We start from the raw sequence: 14,328 nt of genomic DNA on the forward strand, positions 1-14,328 counted from the left end.
GGCTACCGTGGAGGTAACGCATGTCTTTCCAGGATCGCCTGGCCGCAGCGAAGGCTGCCCCGAAAGCTTCAATGGATCTTGAGGTTCTGCTCGACGCGGACCTGTCGGATCAGATCGGCCAGCTCGAGGCTGAGCGCGACAGGCTCGCCGACGACTTCAAGCGTGACGCCCGGCTCGGCGCGGTCGATCAGAGCATCGCGGTCGGCGAGCGGATCGACGAGATGCTGTCGTCCGCAACGGTCGACAAGTTCCGCTTCTACCGGATGGACGGCCTGAAGTGGGCTGCGCTGATTGCGGAGCACCCGCCGCGCACTCACGTCGCACTGGACCTCCGCTACGGGTTCAACTTGCACGAGGTCACTCCAGCTGCGGTCGTCTCGTGCGGCCGTCTACTCGATAGCGAGAACGAGGTTTCGCTGCCGAAGGAGCAGTGGAACGACCTTCTCGCTGTCCTGTCCGGCCATGAGGTGGAGCGAATCGCTGACGCCCTGTTCGTGCTCAACGAGTGGGACCCTGAGCGGGCTGTGCAGCGCGCAAAAAAAGCCTCCGCGCGTCAGGCCGGCTCCGCGCAGAAGTCGAGCTAGCAGCCCGCCTGGGGCGCGCTCCTCGCGTGATCGCTGGCTGGTCACCCACCCAGCGCCACGTGCGCGTCCGTGACGAGCGGGGCCGATTCGTCGGCACCGAGATTCAGACCGAGCCGGAGTTCAACGCCGAGCAGGTCAATCTGCTCCTGGCTCTCGCTGAGCTTGAGCGCGACATGGGGCCGTATGGGCAGCCGCTGTCTGAGGCGATGTCTCCTGGCGCGGACCTGAACGGCGAGCACCCGACCCACTGGTATGTCGCCAAAGGCCCGGAAGTGAACTACGCAGAGCGCGCCGCGGATGAAGCCCGCGAGGCATACCGAGCCGAGCTCGGCGACCGACCGATGCCCAAGGGCCTCGTTTGGCGCGTCGAGAAGAAGTCGATCCACTAACTCAACACACGGCGGGAGGTTCGCATGGCCGACCGCACTGTCAAGGTCACTGCTGTCCTGGTGGCTCAGCAGTACATCGCTGGGCTCGAGGCGATGAAGCGCAAGCAGCGCGAGACGACGACCGATGCGAAGGATCAGCTCGGTCAGCAGCGCGAGGCGATGACGCAGGTTGGTACTGCGGCGTTCGCTATCGGTGCGGTGGCGGCTTCGGCTGTAGGGCTGGCGGTCTCTAAGTTCGCTGAGTTCGATCAGGCGATGTCGGAGGTTTCTGCGTCGACGCATGAGTCGGCCGAGAACATGGGCCTGCTCCGTGAGGCGGCACTGCAGGCCGGTGCGGACACGGTCTTCTCTGCCACTGAGGCTGCGAACGCAATCAACGAGCTCGCCAAAGCGGGCGTCTCGACGTCCGACATCATTGGCGGCGGGCTCACTGGCGCCCTGTCGCTCGCTTCGGCCGGCTCCCTCGACGTGGCGGCGGCGGCTGAGATCGCCGCAACGGCGATGACTCAGTTCGGCCTGAAGGGCTCCGAGGTCCCGCACATCGCTGACCTCCTCGCAGCCGGTGCAGGTAAGGCGCAGGGTTCCGTCGAGGACCTGTCGAACGCCCTCAATCAGGGCGGCCTCGTGGCATCTCAGGCGGGTTTCTCGATCGAGGAGACGACGGGCACGCTCGCGGCGTTCGCTGCGGCTGGCCTCGTCGGCTCTGACGCGGGCACGTCGCTGAAGACCGCGATCCTCGCCCTGCAGAACCCGTCCGACAAGGCCCGCGGGATCATGGAAGACTACGGGCTCTCCATCTACGACAGCTCCGGCAACATGCTCTCTTTCTCGGAGATCGCAGGCCAGCTCGAGTCCAAGCTCGGCGGGCTGACCGACGAGCAGCGCAATGCTGCCCTGGCGACCATCTTCGGCAACGACGCCGTGCGCGCGGCCAATGTCCTTTACGCGAATGGCGCGGAAGGCATCGACGACTGGGCCGAGAAGGTCGATGACGCTGGCTACGCGGCGGAGACTGCCGCGATCAAGCTCGACAACCTCTCCGGCGACATGGAGTACCTCGGCGGGGCGATTGACACCGCGCTCATCAAGACCGGTTCCGCTGGCAACGATGTGCTCCGGGCTATGGTCCAGGCGGTCACGGGCGCTGTCGATGTGTTCAATGACATGCCTCAGCCCGTCCAGACTGCCGCGCTCGCGATCGGCGTAGTCACGGCAGCTCTTGCCCTCGGCACCGGCGCGATGCTAACCATCGTCCCGAGGATCGCCGAAACCCGCATTGCCCTGCAGACCCTGGGGGTCACGGCGACAAGCGTCACGGGCAAGCTGAAGGGCGTTGCTGCGTTCGCTGGTGGGCCGCTTGGCCTCGCCCTCGCAGCGGCCGCAGTTGCCGTCACCGTCCTGTTTGATGCGATCAAGAAGGGGCAGGCCACTTCCGGCGAGTTCGAGAACGCGCTGAAGCGCAGTGCGAGCGCGGCCGAGCTGCTGCGGCTGGCCGCAAAGTCGGACGGCGCCACCAAGACCCTGTTCGGTGACTATGGCGACTCACTCAAGAACCTGCCGGATCTTCTTGATCGCGCGGGAGTTGCTCAAGACCAGTTCCTCGGCGCCCTGAGCCTGAACTTCAACGAGCTCGGTGCGATCGACGGGCTCGATCGTCTCGGTGACGAGTTGGCGAACCTTGCCGGCACAGATCTCCCTGCCGCCCAGGCCGCTTTCAAGGGCCTGGCCGACGACTACAACCTGACGGCCGAGCAGCAGGCAGTCCTCCTCGACACGATGCCCGAGTATCGAGATGCCCTGACCGCTCAAGCGACGGCACTCGGCATCAACGTGTCGAGTTCGGATGAGGCAGCGAACTCTGCCGCCCTTCTCGAGCTCGCACTTGGCGCGACGACCGCGGCTACGGAGACCAGCGCGGAAGCTAGCGAGACTGCGGCCACGAACTATCTGGATCAGGCGGACGCGGCGGCTGCGGTAGCTGAGGAGCTTGACGCTTTCATTGAGCAGCTGAACGAGCTGAACGGTGTGAACCAGTCGTCGGTTGAGGCGAATACTGCTTACCTCGAGTCCCTGAATGGCGTGAAGGCGGCGTTCGAGGACAACTGGATTCAGAAGCAGAAGGACGACTACCTCGCTGCGAACGGGTCGCTGGACGGCTACACCGAGACGCTCGACGGGTTTTCGGCTTCCCTGGATCAGAACAGTCTGGTCGGGGCTCAGAACGCGTCGACGCTCGCCGACGTCGCGTCGAAAGCTCAGGACGCGGCGAAGGCGCAGTACGAGGTCGACAAGACGACGATGGGCGCAAAGGCTGCCACCGACATCTACATCGGCACCCTTGCTACAAGCAAGCAGTCGATGATCGATGGCGCTGTTGCGGCCGGCGCGAATGCCGATGAGGTGCAAGGTCTCACCGACAAGGTGTACGCCCTGCCCTCGCAGAAGCAGATCGACATCCTCGCGGATACCTCCGGCGCGGTGATCTCAATCCAGAACTTCCAAGCGGCATACGGGACGCTGTCTGGCACGATCATCTACCGCGCGCAGCTGCCCGACCTGAATGGTGTGGAGTCGGGCAGCGGGCGACTGGGGACGTTCGCTTCCGGCGGCTATACCGGGGATGGCGGCAAGTACGTGCCCGCCGGAATTGTGCATCGAGGCGAGTGGGTCTCGAAGCAAGAGACGGTCGCTAACCCGTACAACCGTGCAGCTCTCGAGTACATGCATTCGGGAGGCGATATCCGCGGCTTCGGCGGCTACTCGAGTGGTGGCCTAGTCGACCCGCGGTCGTTGGCGCCGATGCCTGCGCAGTATTCGTCGTCGTACTCGTACGGCGGAAAGACGATCGCGCCTGTGGTGTCCCTTGGCAGTGGCAACACGTTCTACAACTCCGGCCCGAATGAGTGGGCCAAGGAGATGACACGTAAGCAGTCGCAGGCGCTGGCCTTGTACGACAACTAGAGGGGCTGCTTGATGTCGCGCTATCTGCTGGTGGGTACAAATGGTGAGCGCTGGGATCTCGGCGGAGACCAGGTGCACATCGACGGGTCTTCGTTTGAGGGTCTGCTCGGTGATCCTGAGTGGGAGGAGCAGACTCAGCAGTCGGCTGGTCTCGATGGTCAGCGTTTCGTGGGGACGCGTGCTCAGCCTCGGCAGGGTTCGTTCGTCGCGAAGATCGGTTGGGATCGGCCGGCTGAGTTTCGGTCGATTGATCGGCGTTGGTGGAAGTCGTGGGAGCCGTCGAAGTACGCGACTCTCGAGGTGGCTACTGAGGGTCGCGGCTCCCGATATCTGGATCTGCGGTTTCGTAGTGATGGGCGCTGGTCGGTGGATGCGGACCCGGACTTGTTCAAGCGGGCGCGGGTGCCGATGGATGTCGTCGCGGATGATCCGTTCTGGCGTGGCGACAAGTTGTCGTTCGACTTCAACCCGAATAAGGCGCCGGTCGATTTCTACGGCCGCGATCGTGGTCAGGCGGGTGGTCCGCGGTTCTACCGGTCGCGTTCGATCGTGAGGAACGCGCAGAACCTGTTCAATCCGGGTGATGTGCCTTCGCCGGTGACGTGGACGTTGACTGGTCCGTTCGAGTCGTTCGAGCTGACGGTCGCCGGCCAGACGGTTGCGCTTGATCGTGCGGTGCCGGATGGGCAGCAGGTGACGGTGGATAGCCGGAACTACAGCGTTGTCTTGTGGACGGGTGCGGAGTCGGTGGATCTGACGCGTGAGGCGTCGTGGGGGTTCGCGTCTCTGCCTGCGGGGTCTGCGGTTCCGGTGAGTGTGCTGGTGTATGGCACTGGGCGGGTGAAGGCGGAGTGGACGCCGAAGTATCGGAGGGCCGCGTGAATCCCCTCGACCGCCGTTATCTCAGTGTGGCTATCGTGGATGCGAATCTGCGGCGCGTGCGTCCTCTGGCGGACTTCACCGAGCTGCAAGTCACCGCGCGGGATAACGCACGCGGGACTGCCACCATCACCATCTCTACCGAGCATCCCGCGCTCGCTGATCTGCAGGCGGATGGTGCGGGCGTCGTCATCACTTGGATGGGGAAGACGCTCATCTCAGGTGTCGCTCTCGAGCGTGAAGCTGACGGCCTGCCTGGCGGTCTGGTTCCGTTCGAGATCACCGACGACTGGTCCCTGTTCGACACTCCCGCGTGGGTGCGTCCCGGCAATGCGCTGGGCACCATCAGCTTGGACGATCTCGCTCAGGCATGGCATGCGCCGGGCGACTTGAAGACCGGGACAGTGCAGAGTCAGGTCGGCTACTACGCGTGGAATGCTGCGACGATGCCGGCGGAGACTGCCGCGAAGACCCTGATCGTCGAGAACCTTGTGAGCCGGATGGGTCTGCAGCTTCGGGTGGAACCTGATCGTGGTCGCGGCCGGATCGTCGCGATCCCTGAGGTGCGCTTCGGGTCGATCGATGAGGCGCTCGAGACGATCCTGTTCGACGCGGGCGGCTCTCTTGAGGTGTTCCAGAATCCGGGTGATGAGTTCGCTCAGGTCGTGTGGCGTGAACCGAACGTGTTCCCGTCGCCGATCGATCCGGCGTCGGGGCTGCTGTCGGAGCTGAAGTACACGCGCACTCTCGGGGCGACTCGGGTGGTGGTCGGCGGGAACGGTTCTGACGCCGGCCGCATGTTCGCGGAGAAACGCGACGACACGGGGCTTGAGTCTCGGTCGCGGTGGCCGCGGGAGATCTTCGAGTCCACGAACGACGTCGAGTTGACGTGGCCTGAGGATCTCGACGACGAGTTCAAGGTGCCGAAGTACTTCTTCCTCGTCGCGGGGATCACGCAGGAGCAGCGGGATGCGGCGTCGGAAGTACTGCGACGCACGGGTGAGCAGGCGCTAGCGGACAACGCGGCGGGCCTGTCGATCTCCGCGAAGTTGACGACCAGCGAGCGCTTCTACTTCGGTCCGGGCGGTTTCGAGCTCGGCGATCGACTGAACGTGCGCATCGCGGGCGTGAACGTCGAGGAGCGCATCGCTGAAGTCGAGTTCGTGGTCGACAGCGACGGCGTGCAGATCACTCCGACTCTCGGCGAGAACCAGGCGCCCGAGCGACGTCAGGCGAAGCAACTGCAAGCGCTACGCCGCAACCAACGGAAAGACCTACGAAAGTGACGGGAGCGGCGTATGCCCACGTACGGATTTGATGAGACCGTCGATGAGCGCGAGTGGGCGTACGCGCTGACTCCGGGCACCGGCAGGGGGTGCGTGTACGGGGCGTCGTCGTGGAAGGTGACGCCCATCTCGGGCCAGTCTCGAGTGAAGGTCGGCCGCGGTATCGGCCAGGCGGCGGGCATCCGTCACGTGCTGCAGCAGGAAGTCCTCGTGGACGTGCCGGTGCCGAACAGTGGCGGCAAGTGGTGGCTGCTGGTCGCGCGTTCCTCGTGGCTGTCGATGTCGGTGTCGTTCGTTCTGAAGGCGTCGATCGACACTGGCGGCTCGAGCGGCAAGCAGGCGCCGAAGGATCTCCCGGATCTGCTGAACACCCCGGGCGAGGGGTGGGAGCATCCGATCGCGTGGGTGTGGGCGCGCGCCGCGAACCGGAACGTCGAGGTGTACGACCTCCGTCTCGGCATCGACGGGAAGCCGGTGAACTACGACGAGCACCTCACGTTCAAGCGTGAGGGCGAGCTCGTCGACAACGTCCCGCTCGACTTCAAGGGCGCACTGCTGGCGAAGGACTTCCCGGACTACCCGCGAGGCAAGGTGCTCATCGGCTTCAGGGCGACTGTCCGGTCGGCGCAGAGCGGCGGCGCTGCGGGCAACGTTCGCGTGCTGGCGAATGACCAGAACCTGAGTGACGACGGCAACCACTTCTTCACGTTCGAATTCTCGGAGTGGTCCTGGTGGGGAACGTATGACCATCAGGGCGGCGATCTGCGGTTGAAGGTGTCGTGCACGGCCGCGGGTACTCAGGTGCACCGCAACGGCACGTTCGGCACCCTGCAGTGGCTCCACGCCGACGCCATCTACGACTGACATTGACCGAGGAGAACAGCATGAGCCTCACCATCGTCCGCATACCGGCCGCAGCAGCCAATCAGCCGGCGCGGCCGATCCGCCGCACCCCGGTCGGTGCAGTCGATCACCACATGGGCGGATACCTCCTCGGCACGGACGGCATGTTCCAGAAGCCGTCGACCGGGTACTCGACCAACTACGGCATCGGCCTCGGCGCAGACGGCAAGGTCCGCGTTTCCGAGTACGTAGCCCCCGACCTCGTCGCCTGGGGCAACGGCAACACCGACATGAACACCCGGGCCGTGTCCATCGAGCACGCCAACGACCGGGCGAAGTACCCCGACCTGTCCGCCAAGCCCACCGCGGAAGTGCACGAGGCGTCGGCGCTACTGCACGCGCAGCTCGCGGTCCGCTTCGACTGGCGCATCGCCGGCAAGCTGCAGCTCGTGTACGCCGAGCTCTCCGACTACCCGAAGATCGGCCCGCACTTCTACGACCGCGCGATACCCGGCTTCGGCCGCGACTTCAACGTCATTCCGCACCGGGCCGTCGCGAAGAAGACGTGCCCGGAGCACCTCGACGTCCGATGGATCGTCGACCGAGCGAACCACATCATCCGCGAAGGCTTCGATGACACCCCGACCAACCCCACCGCTACCGAAGGAGACGACGTGTCGTTCGCAGACCAGATCAAGCACAAGACGGTGGATGCGCCCGCTGTCGTTGTCCTCGCGGACACCCTGCTCGGCGTGCAGCAGTCCGCGACAAAGTTGGACGAGCTGCTCCGCCTCGCCGGGCAGAGCGACTGGACGAAGCACCGGGACGTTGACGCGCCGAACGATGTCATCGACGCGGACACGCTGACGGCCGCTCAGAACGCGAACTCCCGGCTCGACGCGCTGGAACCCCTCGTGCGTGCGATCGCCGACAAGCTCGGCGTCTAGCCCCTCCTCGCCTCTGAGAGGAGGACCCATGCGCGACTTCCTGCACGCGCTCCGATCACGCACCATCTGGGCGCCGGGGGCTATCCCTGAGCACGAGAAGAAGTGGGCCACTCCTCTTCGCAGGTTCGCGTTCCCGTTCTACGACCTCGTCGCCGTCGTGACCAGCATCATCGGCATCATCGTCGGCATCCCCGCTATCGAAACCCTCGCGCCCGACTGGTTCGCCGACAGTGTTGCGGGGATGTTCGCGGTCGCCGCTCTGTCCGCTCTCCTCGGCGCAGTGTTCCCGAAGCTGTGCCGCCTCGAGCTGTGGGGCAAGCGGGTGATCTTCTCGATTCTCGGCATGTACTTCTTCGCCCTGATGACGTTGGCGCACACCGCAGCTGGGACGCGCTACTTCGTGGCGGGCATCGTCCTCTTCGCGATGGTCCTGCCGACAGTAGCGCTGTGGATTCTCGGCATCGAGATCCGTGATCGGCGGCTGAAGGACGAGAAGTCCGGAGGTGCAGATGCCTGAGTGGCTCCTCCTCCTCCTTGGTGGTGGGCTGCTGCTCGGCATCGGAAGTCTCATCACGTCGCTCGCAACCCGCAAGAAGGTTCGCAGTGACGCCGCACAGGCCACGATCGACGGCTCGAAGACGCTCATGCAGTACGTCCGAGACGAAGTCGAAAGCGCAGTCGCCGCAGCTGTCGAACCGTTGAATGAGCGCATCACCGCGCTCGAGAAGCGGCAGACGCGCGTTCAGCGCATCGTCCGTCGCGCGTTCGAGAAGCTCATCTCTTGGGAGCGCCTCGGACACCACGGGCCCATGCCGCTTCCCTCCGCTCAGGAGATGGAAGAGCTGGGCATCGAAGACCTCAGCACTCTCGCCAACGACCCCATCACTCAGGAGTAGCCATGTCCACCACCCCCGACCTCGGCGCGATCGTGACCAGCACGTCCGCTCGCAAGGCCATCTACGCGACCTACGGGATCTGCGCGTTCATCGTCGGCGGCACTGCCGCCTACTTCCTCGGCATCGGTGCAGCGCTCCCCGAGATCCTCGTCGGAGCTCAGGCGGTCGTCGCCTACACCGGAATCGCAGTCGGTGGGCTCGCGCTCGCGAACACCAGCAACGGCAGCGGCCCCGACCACCGCGCCTAACCACTACCCCTTCCCGCTCCACTCAAACCCTCAGCCCTCGTCCAATCGGACGGGGGCTTTCGTCTTGCCCGGGAACGGGCGCACCGCCTGACCCGAGGAGCATCATGCCCGCACCCACCACCGCTGGTCTCTACGGCCCGTCGAAGGACTTCTGGCCGAAGAACACGCTCACCCGGGCGCAGGCGCTCGCTCTCCCCGCCTCCTCCACTCGGCGTGCTGTCGTGCCGTTCACCAAGGCCGCAGTCCAGACGGCCCTCAACGGCTTCTCCGACGCGGACTGGGACCTCGGATGCGTCGTCTTCACCCAGGCCGGCAACAACACGGAAGGCTCGGGTGCAGGCGCCGGCTCTGCCGCATGGCTCGCGACCGGTCGCTCCGGCCGGAAGATGCGCACTCTGATCACGCCGCTCGGCGATTTCGGTTCGTGCACGTTCACGAAGTCGATGGCCATCTACGCGGATGGTGTCGCGTTCGGTGGCTACGAGTTCATCGCGCCGAAGTCGAACGGCCTGAACCGTGGCGTGCTGCTGCGTGGCGCATCCAACTCGGCGCTGTTCAACCTGTGGCCGCTGTACTACTGGGGCGTCCAGTCGATCGACAACGAGGCCGCGTCGACCATCGAGCTCGTCAACGTCGTGCTCCCCGAGGGTCCGCTGAAGATCTACCCGGACAACTCGTTCGACACCGCCGCGATCCGCACCGGCTCGAACGCACCCATCACCGACGTGCTGCTCACCGGCGTCTACGAGGGTCCCTCGTTCCGCGAGAAGCTGCCCGAGGGCAAGAAGCCCAGCGAGGCCGCGCACACCGACTCCCGCCAGATCTCCGGCGGCTCGCTCATCTCCAACGTTCGCCAGCGCCGCTCCGTCACGTGGGGTTCCACGAACGCGGCGATCCAGTCGACTGGCGCGCTGACCGGCTACCACTTCGAGCAGTCCCTCGTCATCGGCGGGCCTTCGACCAACAAGCGCTATCCCGTCCCTGAGGGCACGGACGAGTGGCGCGCGGACGGGTCCGGTTTCGTCAAGCCGAACGCCCTCAACGGTGGACCCACCGGCTGCACCGCGGACGGCCTCGTCGTCATCGGCACGGTCGGCCAGTTCAAGTTCACGTACGCCAGGGACTCGTGGCTGTCCGAGGCGCCGCAGGGTTCCCAGCAGCCGACGACCGGCGCGACGTGGGGCGTTGACACGACCCTCGCCAGCAAGCCGCTGTCCTGGTTCGACACGGTCGCACCGAACTACACCCGCGCGCAGATCAAGGCGATCTTCGACGGGTCGTCCGTTGTCGTGCCCGATGACGACTACCCGACCGCGCCGAACCTCGCGATCCCCGCCGTCACCACGTCGAAGGTGTCGCTCTCGTGGACGGCCGCGACCGACGCTGAGGGTCCCGTCACCTACGAGATCGAGCGAAACGGCGAGCTCGTCGCGTCCGTCAGTGGCCTCACCTGGGAGAACTCCGGCCTTCCAGTCGCCACCACGTACCAGTACCAGGTGTTCGCGGTCGACAACGCCGACCAGCGGACCGGCTCGAATGTCCGCACCGCGACCACCGGCTCCGGCACCGCAGACACCACGCCGCCGACCAAGCCGGAGCTCACGGTCACCAACCTGGCCACCACGAGTGGCACCCTCAACTGGACGGCCGCGACCGACGACATTGGCGTGACCGGCTACGACGTGATGGTCAACGGCGTGCTCGCGCAGCGCGTGTCCTCGTCGGCGCGCTCCCTGAAGGCGACCGGGCTCACCCCCGACACGGACTACGACGTCGCGGTCATCGCCTACGACGCCGCCGGAAACCGCACGTCGTCGGACCTGCTCGAGGTCACCACCCCGGGGACTGCGGACACGGTCGCGCCGATCGCGCCGACCCTCGCCACCCCGACCGCGGGCATCTCGTCGATCGATTACTCCTGGGTTGGAGCGAGCGACGACCGTGGGGTGATCCGCGACTACTCCATCTACCTCAACAACGCGGCACCCGTGAAGGTGACCGGCACCAACTACCGCGCCGAGAACCTCCTCCCGGCAACGAAGTACGATGCCTACGTCGTCGCCTACGACCCGGCCGGCAACGCGTCGCCCGCGTCGAACGTGCAGACCGTCACCACCGGAACTGAGACGACGCCTCCGACTGGTCAGCTGTCGACCCCCGCAGCCGGGGACATCCAGCCGGGGCGTGTCGAGTTCCGGTACACGGCAGTCGATCTCGAGTCCGGCGTGCGATCCGCGGACGCCTACTTCGGCGACACCCTCATCAACGTGGGCGCGCAGATCTCCGGCGACTTCTGGGGCTTCGACATGACGAGCAGCGAGCTCGCCGGTGTCACGTCCTACCGGGTCAAGTTCACCGACAACGCAGGCAACAGCGCATGGTCGGAGAGCCGATCGATCAACGTTCTCGCACCCGCAGCACCCGACACGACCCCGCCGACCGGCGGCATCACCGACCCCGTCACCGGAACGGTGGTGGTGCCCCCTTTCCAGCGGGTGAAGTTCTCGGCATCCGATCCGCAATCAGGGATCTCCTCGGTATCCCTGAGGACGTCGACACTTGGCGAACTGGCGACGGCGACGCTCGTCAGCCCCGGCATCTATGAGGCGGATCTCCCTGTAGGCAGCCTCCCGTACGGCACCACTGCGGTGTTCGCGCGGATCGTCAACGGCGTCGGGCTCTCCTACGACAGCCCGTCGATCAACCTGGTTCGGCAGACTCCCGCGGTCACCGAGCAGGGGTACGTGGAGATCGCGCCGCCCATCCTCAACACGGCGGGCGAGCCTGTGCAGAACGGCCGGCTCACGGTCACCCAGCGCGTCCGCTTCGGCAACCTCGACGGCTTCATCACGAAGGCACCCATCGAAGTCGAAGTCACCGAGGGCCTGTTCCGCATCGACGGGGTGACGAAGAACATTCGCGTCGCCATCCCGCCGCTCGACAAGGGCCTAGAGATCATCGAGGAAGGTTCCGACCTGCCCTACGTGAAGCGCATCGTCGGCTTCCCCGAAGGCACCACGGACGGCGGCGTCATCCCGTACAAGGCGCTCGTCGACCTCGTGGCGATCGACCAGCCGGGCGACGCGACCGTGCCCCCCGGCGTCGCGGAAGCCCTTGCTGCAGCACAGCAGGTCGCGGCGGACCGCGAGCACATCGATCAGGTGGTCGCTGACATCGAGCTCGGCAACGGGCTCATTGCAACCGAACAGGGCGGACGCCTTGTGTTCGTCTACCGAGAGGACAGCTGATGCTGACAGCCGAACAGCGCACGCCCCTGGTCGCCTCTGACAAGGGCGAGACGGTTGCAACCCTCGGCCCCGACAAGAAGGTCCCGCTCGACCAGTCCCGGCAGGTCTACTACAACGCCGCGGACTACGGGATCGTCGCGAACAACTCGACGTCATTCGCGGCCGGGAACGGCGACAAGCTGCGCGCACTCATCGCCTCCATCCCGGACCCATCCGACGTCGGGTCCGGAGCGGTGATTGTCATGCCGCCCGGCACGACACTCCTCGCGGGCAGCTTCGTGCTCTCCAAGCGCATGGTGGTCCAGGGGCACGGGCGCACGAACACGACCCTCAAGCGTCCGGCCGGATCGACGGGCGACTTCTTCACCTTCAACGCCGCCTACTCCGGCATCCGGGACCTGACGCTTGAGGGCGGCCGCTACCAGAACACCGGCACGCTCGGCATGGACAACCTCGTCATCAACTCGAGCTACTTCGCCGGGACGGACTTCGCGTCCTCGAAGGCCACGGGCCGCGGCATCGTAATCGGCAAGGCGGCGACCGCGATCGCCGTCAACCTGATGAACGTGCAGACCCGCGAGAACCGCGGCTACGACATCGAGACCGTCGCAGGCTCCGGGTCCACCGATGGCCAGTGGGCGCACCTCGACCTCGCCTACGCGGGGAAGTCGTCCGTCTACCTCGGCGTCGGCGCGCAGAACATCACCGACATCCACATCTGGTCGAGCGGTCTCGAGGAGCCCACCGACAGCGCAGGCATCATCCTGATGTCCTCGGGCAACACGATCATCAACCTGCAGTCGGAGAAGAACCTCGGCTACGGCGCGGCGGTCTTCGCGTCGGGGAACAAGATCGTGGGCGGCGCGATCTGGGGCAACGTGAAGGAGGGCGTCCTCGGGTCCGGCGCGAACAACTGCACCCTCGAGGGGGTGCAGATCTACCGCAACTGCGTCAGCAACACGACCGGCGTCTCGTCCACCGCATTCGCTGCGATCCGGCTGGTCAACTGTCAGCGCTGGCGGATCATGGTCGACGTGTGGGACAACAACTCGGCGATGACCGGGAGCATGCCCGTCACCGCACCAACCCACCCCTACCCCGGGAAGCAAGCCGCGCTCGGCCACGCGTACGCCGTGATCGAAGAGGGCGCTACCGACTACATCAACTACTCCGGCTCGACCATGCCGAAGATCTACACCACCGGATCATCGACCGGATCGCCCGTCATCATCGTCGGGCACAACGCCTCGTTCGACGGCTGCGACCTCCTCACCGTCGCAACACAGGCGGCGACCGCTGTTAGCGGGACCGTCCGCGTGCCGTCCTACTGCGAGGCGATCAGCGTCAACGCGGGCACAGCGATCACCGCGATCGCCGGCCACAAGATCGGGAAAGTGCGGCAGGTGACCATCCTGTTCACCGGCTCCGGCTCGCAGACGATCACCTCAACCGCGAACCTTAAGCTCGCCGGAGGCTCGTTCCCCGCCGCACCTGGCGCCGTCCTCGGGCTGCGCTCGATCGGCGACTCGACCACAGCGGCAAGCGTCTGGTACGAGACGTTCCGGCAGACCGTCTAGTCGACACGTAGAAGGCCCCCTCGCTCACTCCTTCCGGAGCCGCGAGGGGGCCTTTCTGTCGTTCATCAACCGCGCCGCTGGAACGGCAGCAGGAGAAGCATCACCGGCAGCAGGAGAACCCACAGCGCCAACGACAGAGCGAGGCGCGCGTAGATGCCGACGACCGACTGGCGCTCCTCCACGCGGCGGAAGAACAGGCGACGGAAGACGGCGAACCACATGCCGGGAACTGTAGCGACTACGGCCACGGTTGGCTAGCTACCGTTGCAGAATGCCCCGGGTCAAGCAGACGCTCACCGACGAGCAGACAACGCGTCTGAGGGCCGCACAACGCTCCCTCGAAGACGCCGAGGCAGAGCTGCGCGACGTCGTCCGCGACCTCCTCAACGAAGGCGCATCCATCCGCGAACTCGCAGCCGCAGCCGAGATCTCCACCAACACCGTGCAGAGGTGGAAGCGCGGGGAGTGAG

General features: G+C 65.7%; 14 protein-coding genes. 13 read left to right on the forward strand and 1 reads right to left on the reverse strand.

Features of this window, described 5'->3' with window-relative positions; translation table 11 throughout:
* Nucleotides 1–20: 20 nt before the first annotated feature.
* The 12 genes from EDF22_RS03215 (at nt 21) to EDF22_RS03260 (ending at nt 13,858) form a co-directional block, all read left to right on the forward strand.
* The gene (locus EDF22_RS03215; protein ID WP_148059099.1) at nt 21–584 is read left to right on the forward strand and encodes a hypothetical protein; all 564 of its coding nucleotides are present in this window, start codon (nt 21–23) and stop codon (nt 582–584) included.
* A 59-nt stretch (nt 585–643) separates the two neighbouring features.
* Nucleotides 644–973 carry a hypothetical protein gene (locus EDF22_RS03220; protein WP_148059100.1) on the forward strand — a complete coding sequence of 110 codons (330 nt, stop codon included), beginning with the start codon at nt 644–646 and terminating at the stop codon, nt 971–973.
* Nucleotides 974–997: 24 nt separating this feature from the next.
* Entirely contained in the window at nt 998–3,934 is a 2,937-nt protein-coding gene (locus EDF22_RS03225) for a phage tail tape measure protein (RefSeq protein ID WP_123702349.1), read from the forward strand.
* Between the two features lie 12 nt (nt 3,935–3,946).
* The gene (locus EDF22_RS03230) at nt 3,947–4,816 is read left to right on the forward strand and encodes a hypothetical protein (RefSeq protein WP_148059101.1); all 870 of its coding nucleotides are present in this window, start codon (nt 3,947–3,949) and stop codon (nt 4,814–4,816) included.
* Nucleotides 4,813–6,099 carry a Gp37-like protein gene (locus EDF22_RS03235; protein ID WP_185038696.1) on the forward strand — a complete coding sequence of 429 codons (1,287 nt, stop codon included), beginning with the start codon at nt 4,813–4,815 and terminating at the stop codon, nt 6,097–6,099. The genes EDF22_RS03230 and EDF22_RS03235 overlap by 4 nt, the downstream gene beginning before the upstream one ends.
* A 12-nt stretch (nt 6,100–6,111) precedes the next feature.
* Entirely contained in the window at nt 6,112–6,963 is an 852-nt protein-coding gene (locus EDF22_RS03240) for a hypothetical protein (protein WP_148059102.1), read from the forward strand.
* Nucleotides 6,964–6,983: 20 nt separating this feature from the next.
* The gene (locus tag EDF22_RS03245; protein ID WP_123702357.1) at nt 6,984–7,889 is read left to right on the forward strand and encodes an N-acetylmuramoyl-L-alanine amidase; all 906 of its coding nucleotides are present in this window, start codon (nt 6,984–6,986) and stop codon (nt 7,887–7,889) included.
* 28 nt (nt 7,890–7,917) lie between these two features.
* Complete coding sequence (locus EDF22_RS03250; protein ID WP_123702358.1) at nt 7,918–8,406, forward strand: hypothetical protein; 489 nt, start codon at nt 7,918–7,920, stop codon at nt 8,404–8,406.
* Nucleotides 8,399–8,785 (forward strand): hypothetical protein, encoded by a 387-nt coding sequence (locus EDF22_RS20675; protein ID WP_185038699.1) that lies wholly within the window; start codon nt 8,399–8,401, stop codon nt 8,783–8,785. Before EDF22_RS03250 ends, EDF22_RS20675 begins: the two co-directional genes overlap by 8 nt.
* Nucleotides 8,786–8,787: 2 nt before the next feature.
* Nucleotides 8,788–9,033 carry a hypothetical protein gene (locus EDF22_RS20680; RefSeq protein ID WP_185038700.1) on the forward strand — a complete coding sequence of 82 codons (246 nt, stop codon included), beginning with the start codon at nt 8,788–8,790 and terminating at the stop codon, nt 9,031–9,033.
* Between the two features lie 104 nt (nt 9,034–9,137).
* Nucleotides 9,138–12,281, forward strand: a complete 3,144-nt coding sequence (locus tag EDF22_RS03255) for a fibronectin type III domain-containing protein (RefSeq protein WP_185038702.1) — start codon at nt 9,138–9,140, stop codon at nt 12,279–12,281.
* On the forward strand, nt 12,281–13,858 hold the full coding sequence (locus EDF22_RS03260) for a glycosyl hydrolase family 28-related protein (RefSeq protein WP_123702362.1): 1,578 nt from the start codon (nt 12,281–12,283) through the stop codon (nt 13,856–13,858). Before EDF22_RS03255 ends, EDF22_RS03260 begins: the two co-directional genes overlap by 1 nt.
* 65 nt (nt 13,859–13,923) lie before the next feature.
* Here the strand turns inward: EDF22_RS03260 and EDF22_RS20685 are convergent, their stop codons facing one another.
* Complete coding sequence (locus EDF22_RS20685; RefSeq protein ID WP_185038704.1) at nt 13,924–14,079, reverse strand: hypothetical protein; 156 nt, start codon at nt 14,077–14,079, stop codon at nt 13,924–13,926.
* A 50-nt stretch (nt 14,080–14,129) separates the two neighbouring features.
* Here EDF22_RS20685 and EDF22_RS03265 point away from each other — a divergent pair, with 50 nt between their 5' ends.
* Nucleotides 14,130–14,327 (forward strand): hypothetical protein, encoded by a 198-nt coding sequence (locus tag EDF22_RS03265; protein ID WP_123702364.1) that lies wholly within the window; start codon nt 14,130–14,132, stop codon nt 14,325–14,327.
* The last annotated feature ends 1 nt before the right edge of the window (nt 14,328 follow it).

This window comes from Rathayibacter sp. PhB127, from assembly GCF_003751665.1.
Taxonomy (GTDB): domain Bacteria; phylum Actinomycetota; class Actinomycetes; order Actinomycetales; family Microbacteriaceae; genus Rathayibacter; species Rathayibacter festucae.

What these genes read in the sequence shown, in the direction of transcription:
- EDF22_RS03215 (WP_148059099.1), top strand. Translation starts at nt 21, where the DNA reads ATGTCTTTCCAGGATCGCCTGGCCGCAGCGAAGGCTGCCCCGAAAGCT.
- EDF22_RS03225 (WP_123702349.1), top strand. Translation starts at nt 998, where the DNA reads ATGGCCGACCGCACTGTCAAGGTCACTGCTGTCCTGGTGGCTCAGCAG.
- EDF22_RS03230 (WP_148059101.1), top strand. Translation starts at nt 3,947, where the DNA reads ATGTCGCGCTATCTGCTGGTGGGTACAAATGGTGAGCGCTGGGATCTC.
- EDF22_RS03240 (WP_148059102.1), top strand. Translation starts at nt 6,112, where the DNA reads ATGCCCACGTACGGATTTGATGAGACCGTCGATGAGCGCGAGTGGGCG.
- EDF22_RS03245 (WP_123702357.1), top strand. Translation starts at nt 6,984, where the DNA reads ATGAGCCTCACCATCGTCCGCATACCGGCCGCAGCAGCCAATCAGCCG.
- EDF22_RS03250 (WP_123702358.1), top strand. Translation starts at nt 7,918, where the DNA reads ATGCGCGACTTCCTGCACGCGCTCCGATCACGCACCATCTGGGCGCCG.
- EDF22_RS20675 (WP_185038699.1), top strand. Translation starts at nt 8,399, where the DNA reads ATGCCTGAGTGGCTCCTCCTCCTCCTTGGTGGTGGGCTGCTGCTCGGC.
- EDF22_RS20680 (WP_185038700.1), top strand. Translation starts at nt 8,788, where the DNA reads ATGTCCACCACCCCCGACCTCGGCGCGATCGTGACCAGCACGTCCGCT.
- EDF22_RS03255 (WP_185038702.1), top strand. Translation starts at nt 9,138, where the DNA reads ATGCCCGCACCCACCACCGCTGGTCTCTACGGCCCGTCGAAGGACTTC.
- EDF22_RS03260 (WP_123702362.1), top strand. Translation starts at nt 12,281, where the DNA reads ATGCTGACAGCCGAACAGCGCACGCCCCTGGTCGCCTCTGACAAGGGC.
- EDF22_RS20685 (WP_185038704.1), bottom strand. Translation starts at nt 14,079, where the DNA reads ATGTGGTTCGCCGTCTTCCGTCGCCTGTTCTTCCGCCGCGTGGAGGAG.
- EDF22_RS03265 (WP_123702364.1), top strand. Translation starts at nt 14,130, where the DNA reads ATGCCCCGGGTCAAGCAGACGCTCACCGACGAGCAGACAACGCGTCTG.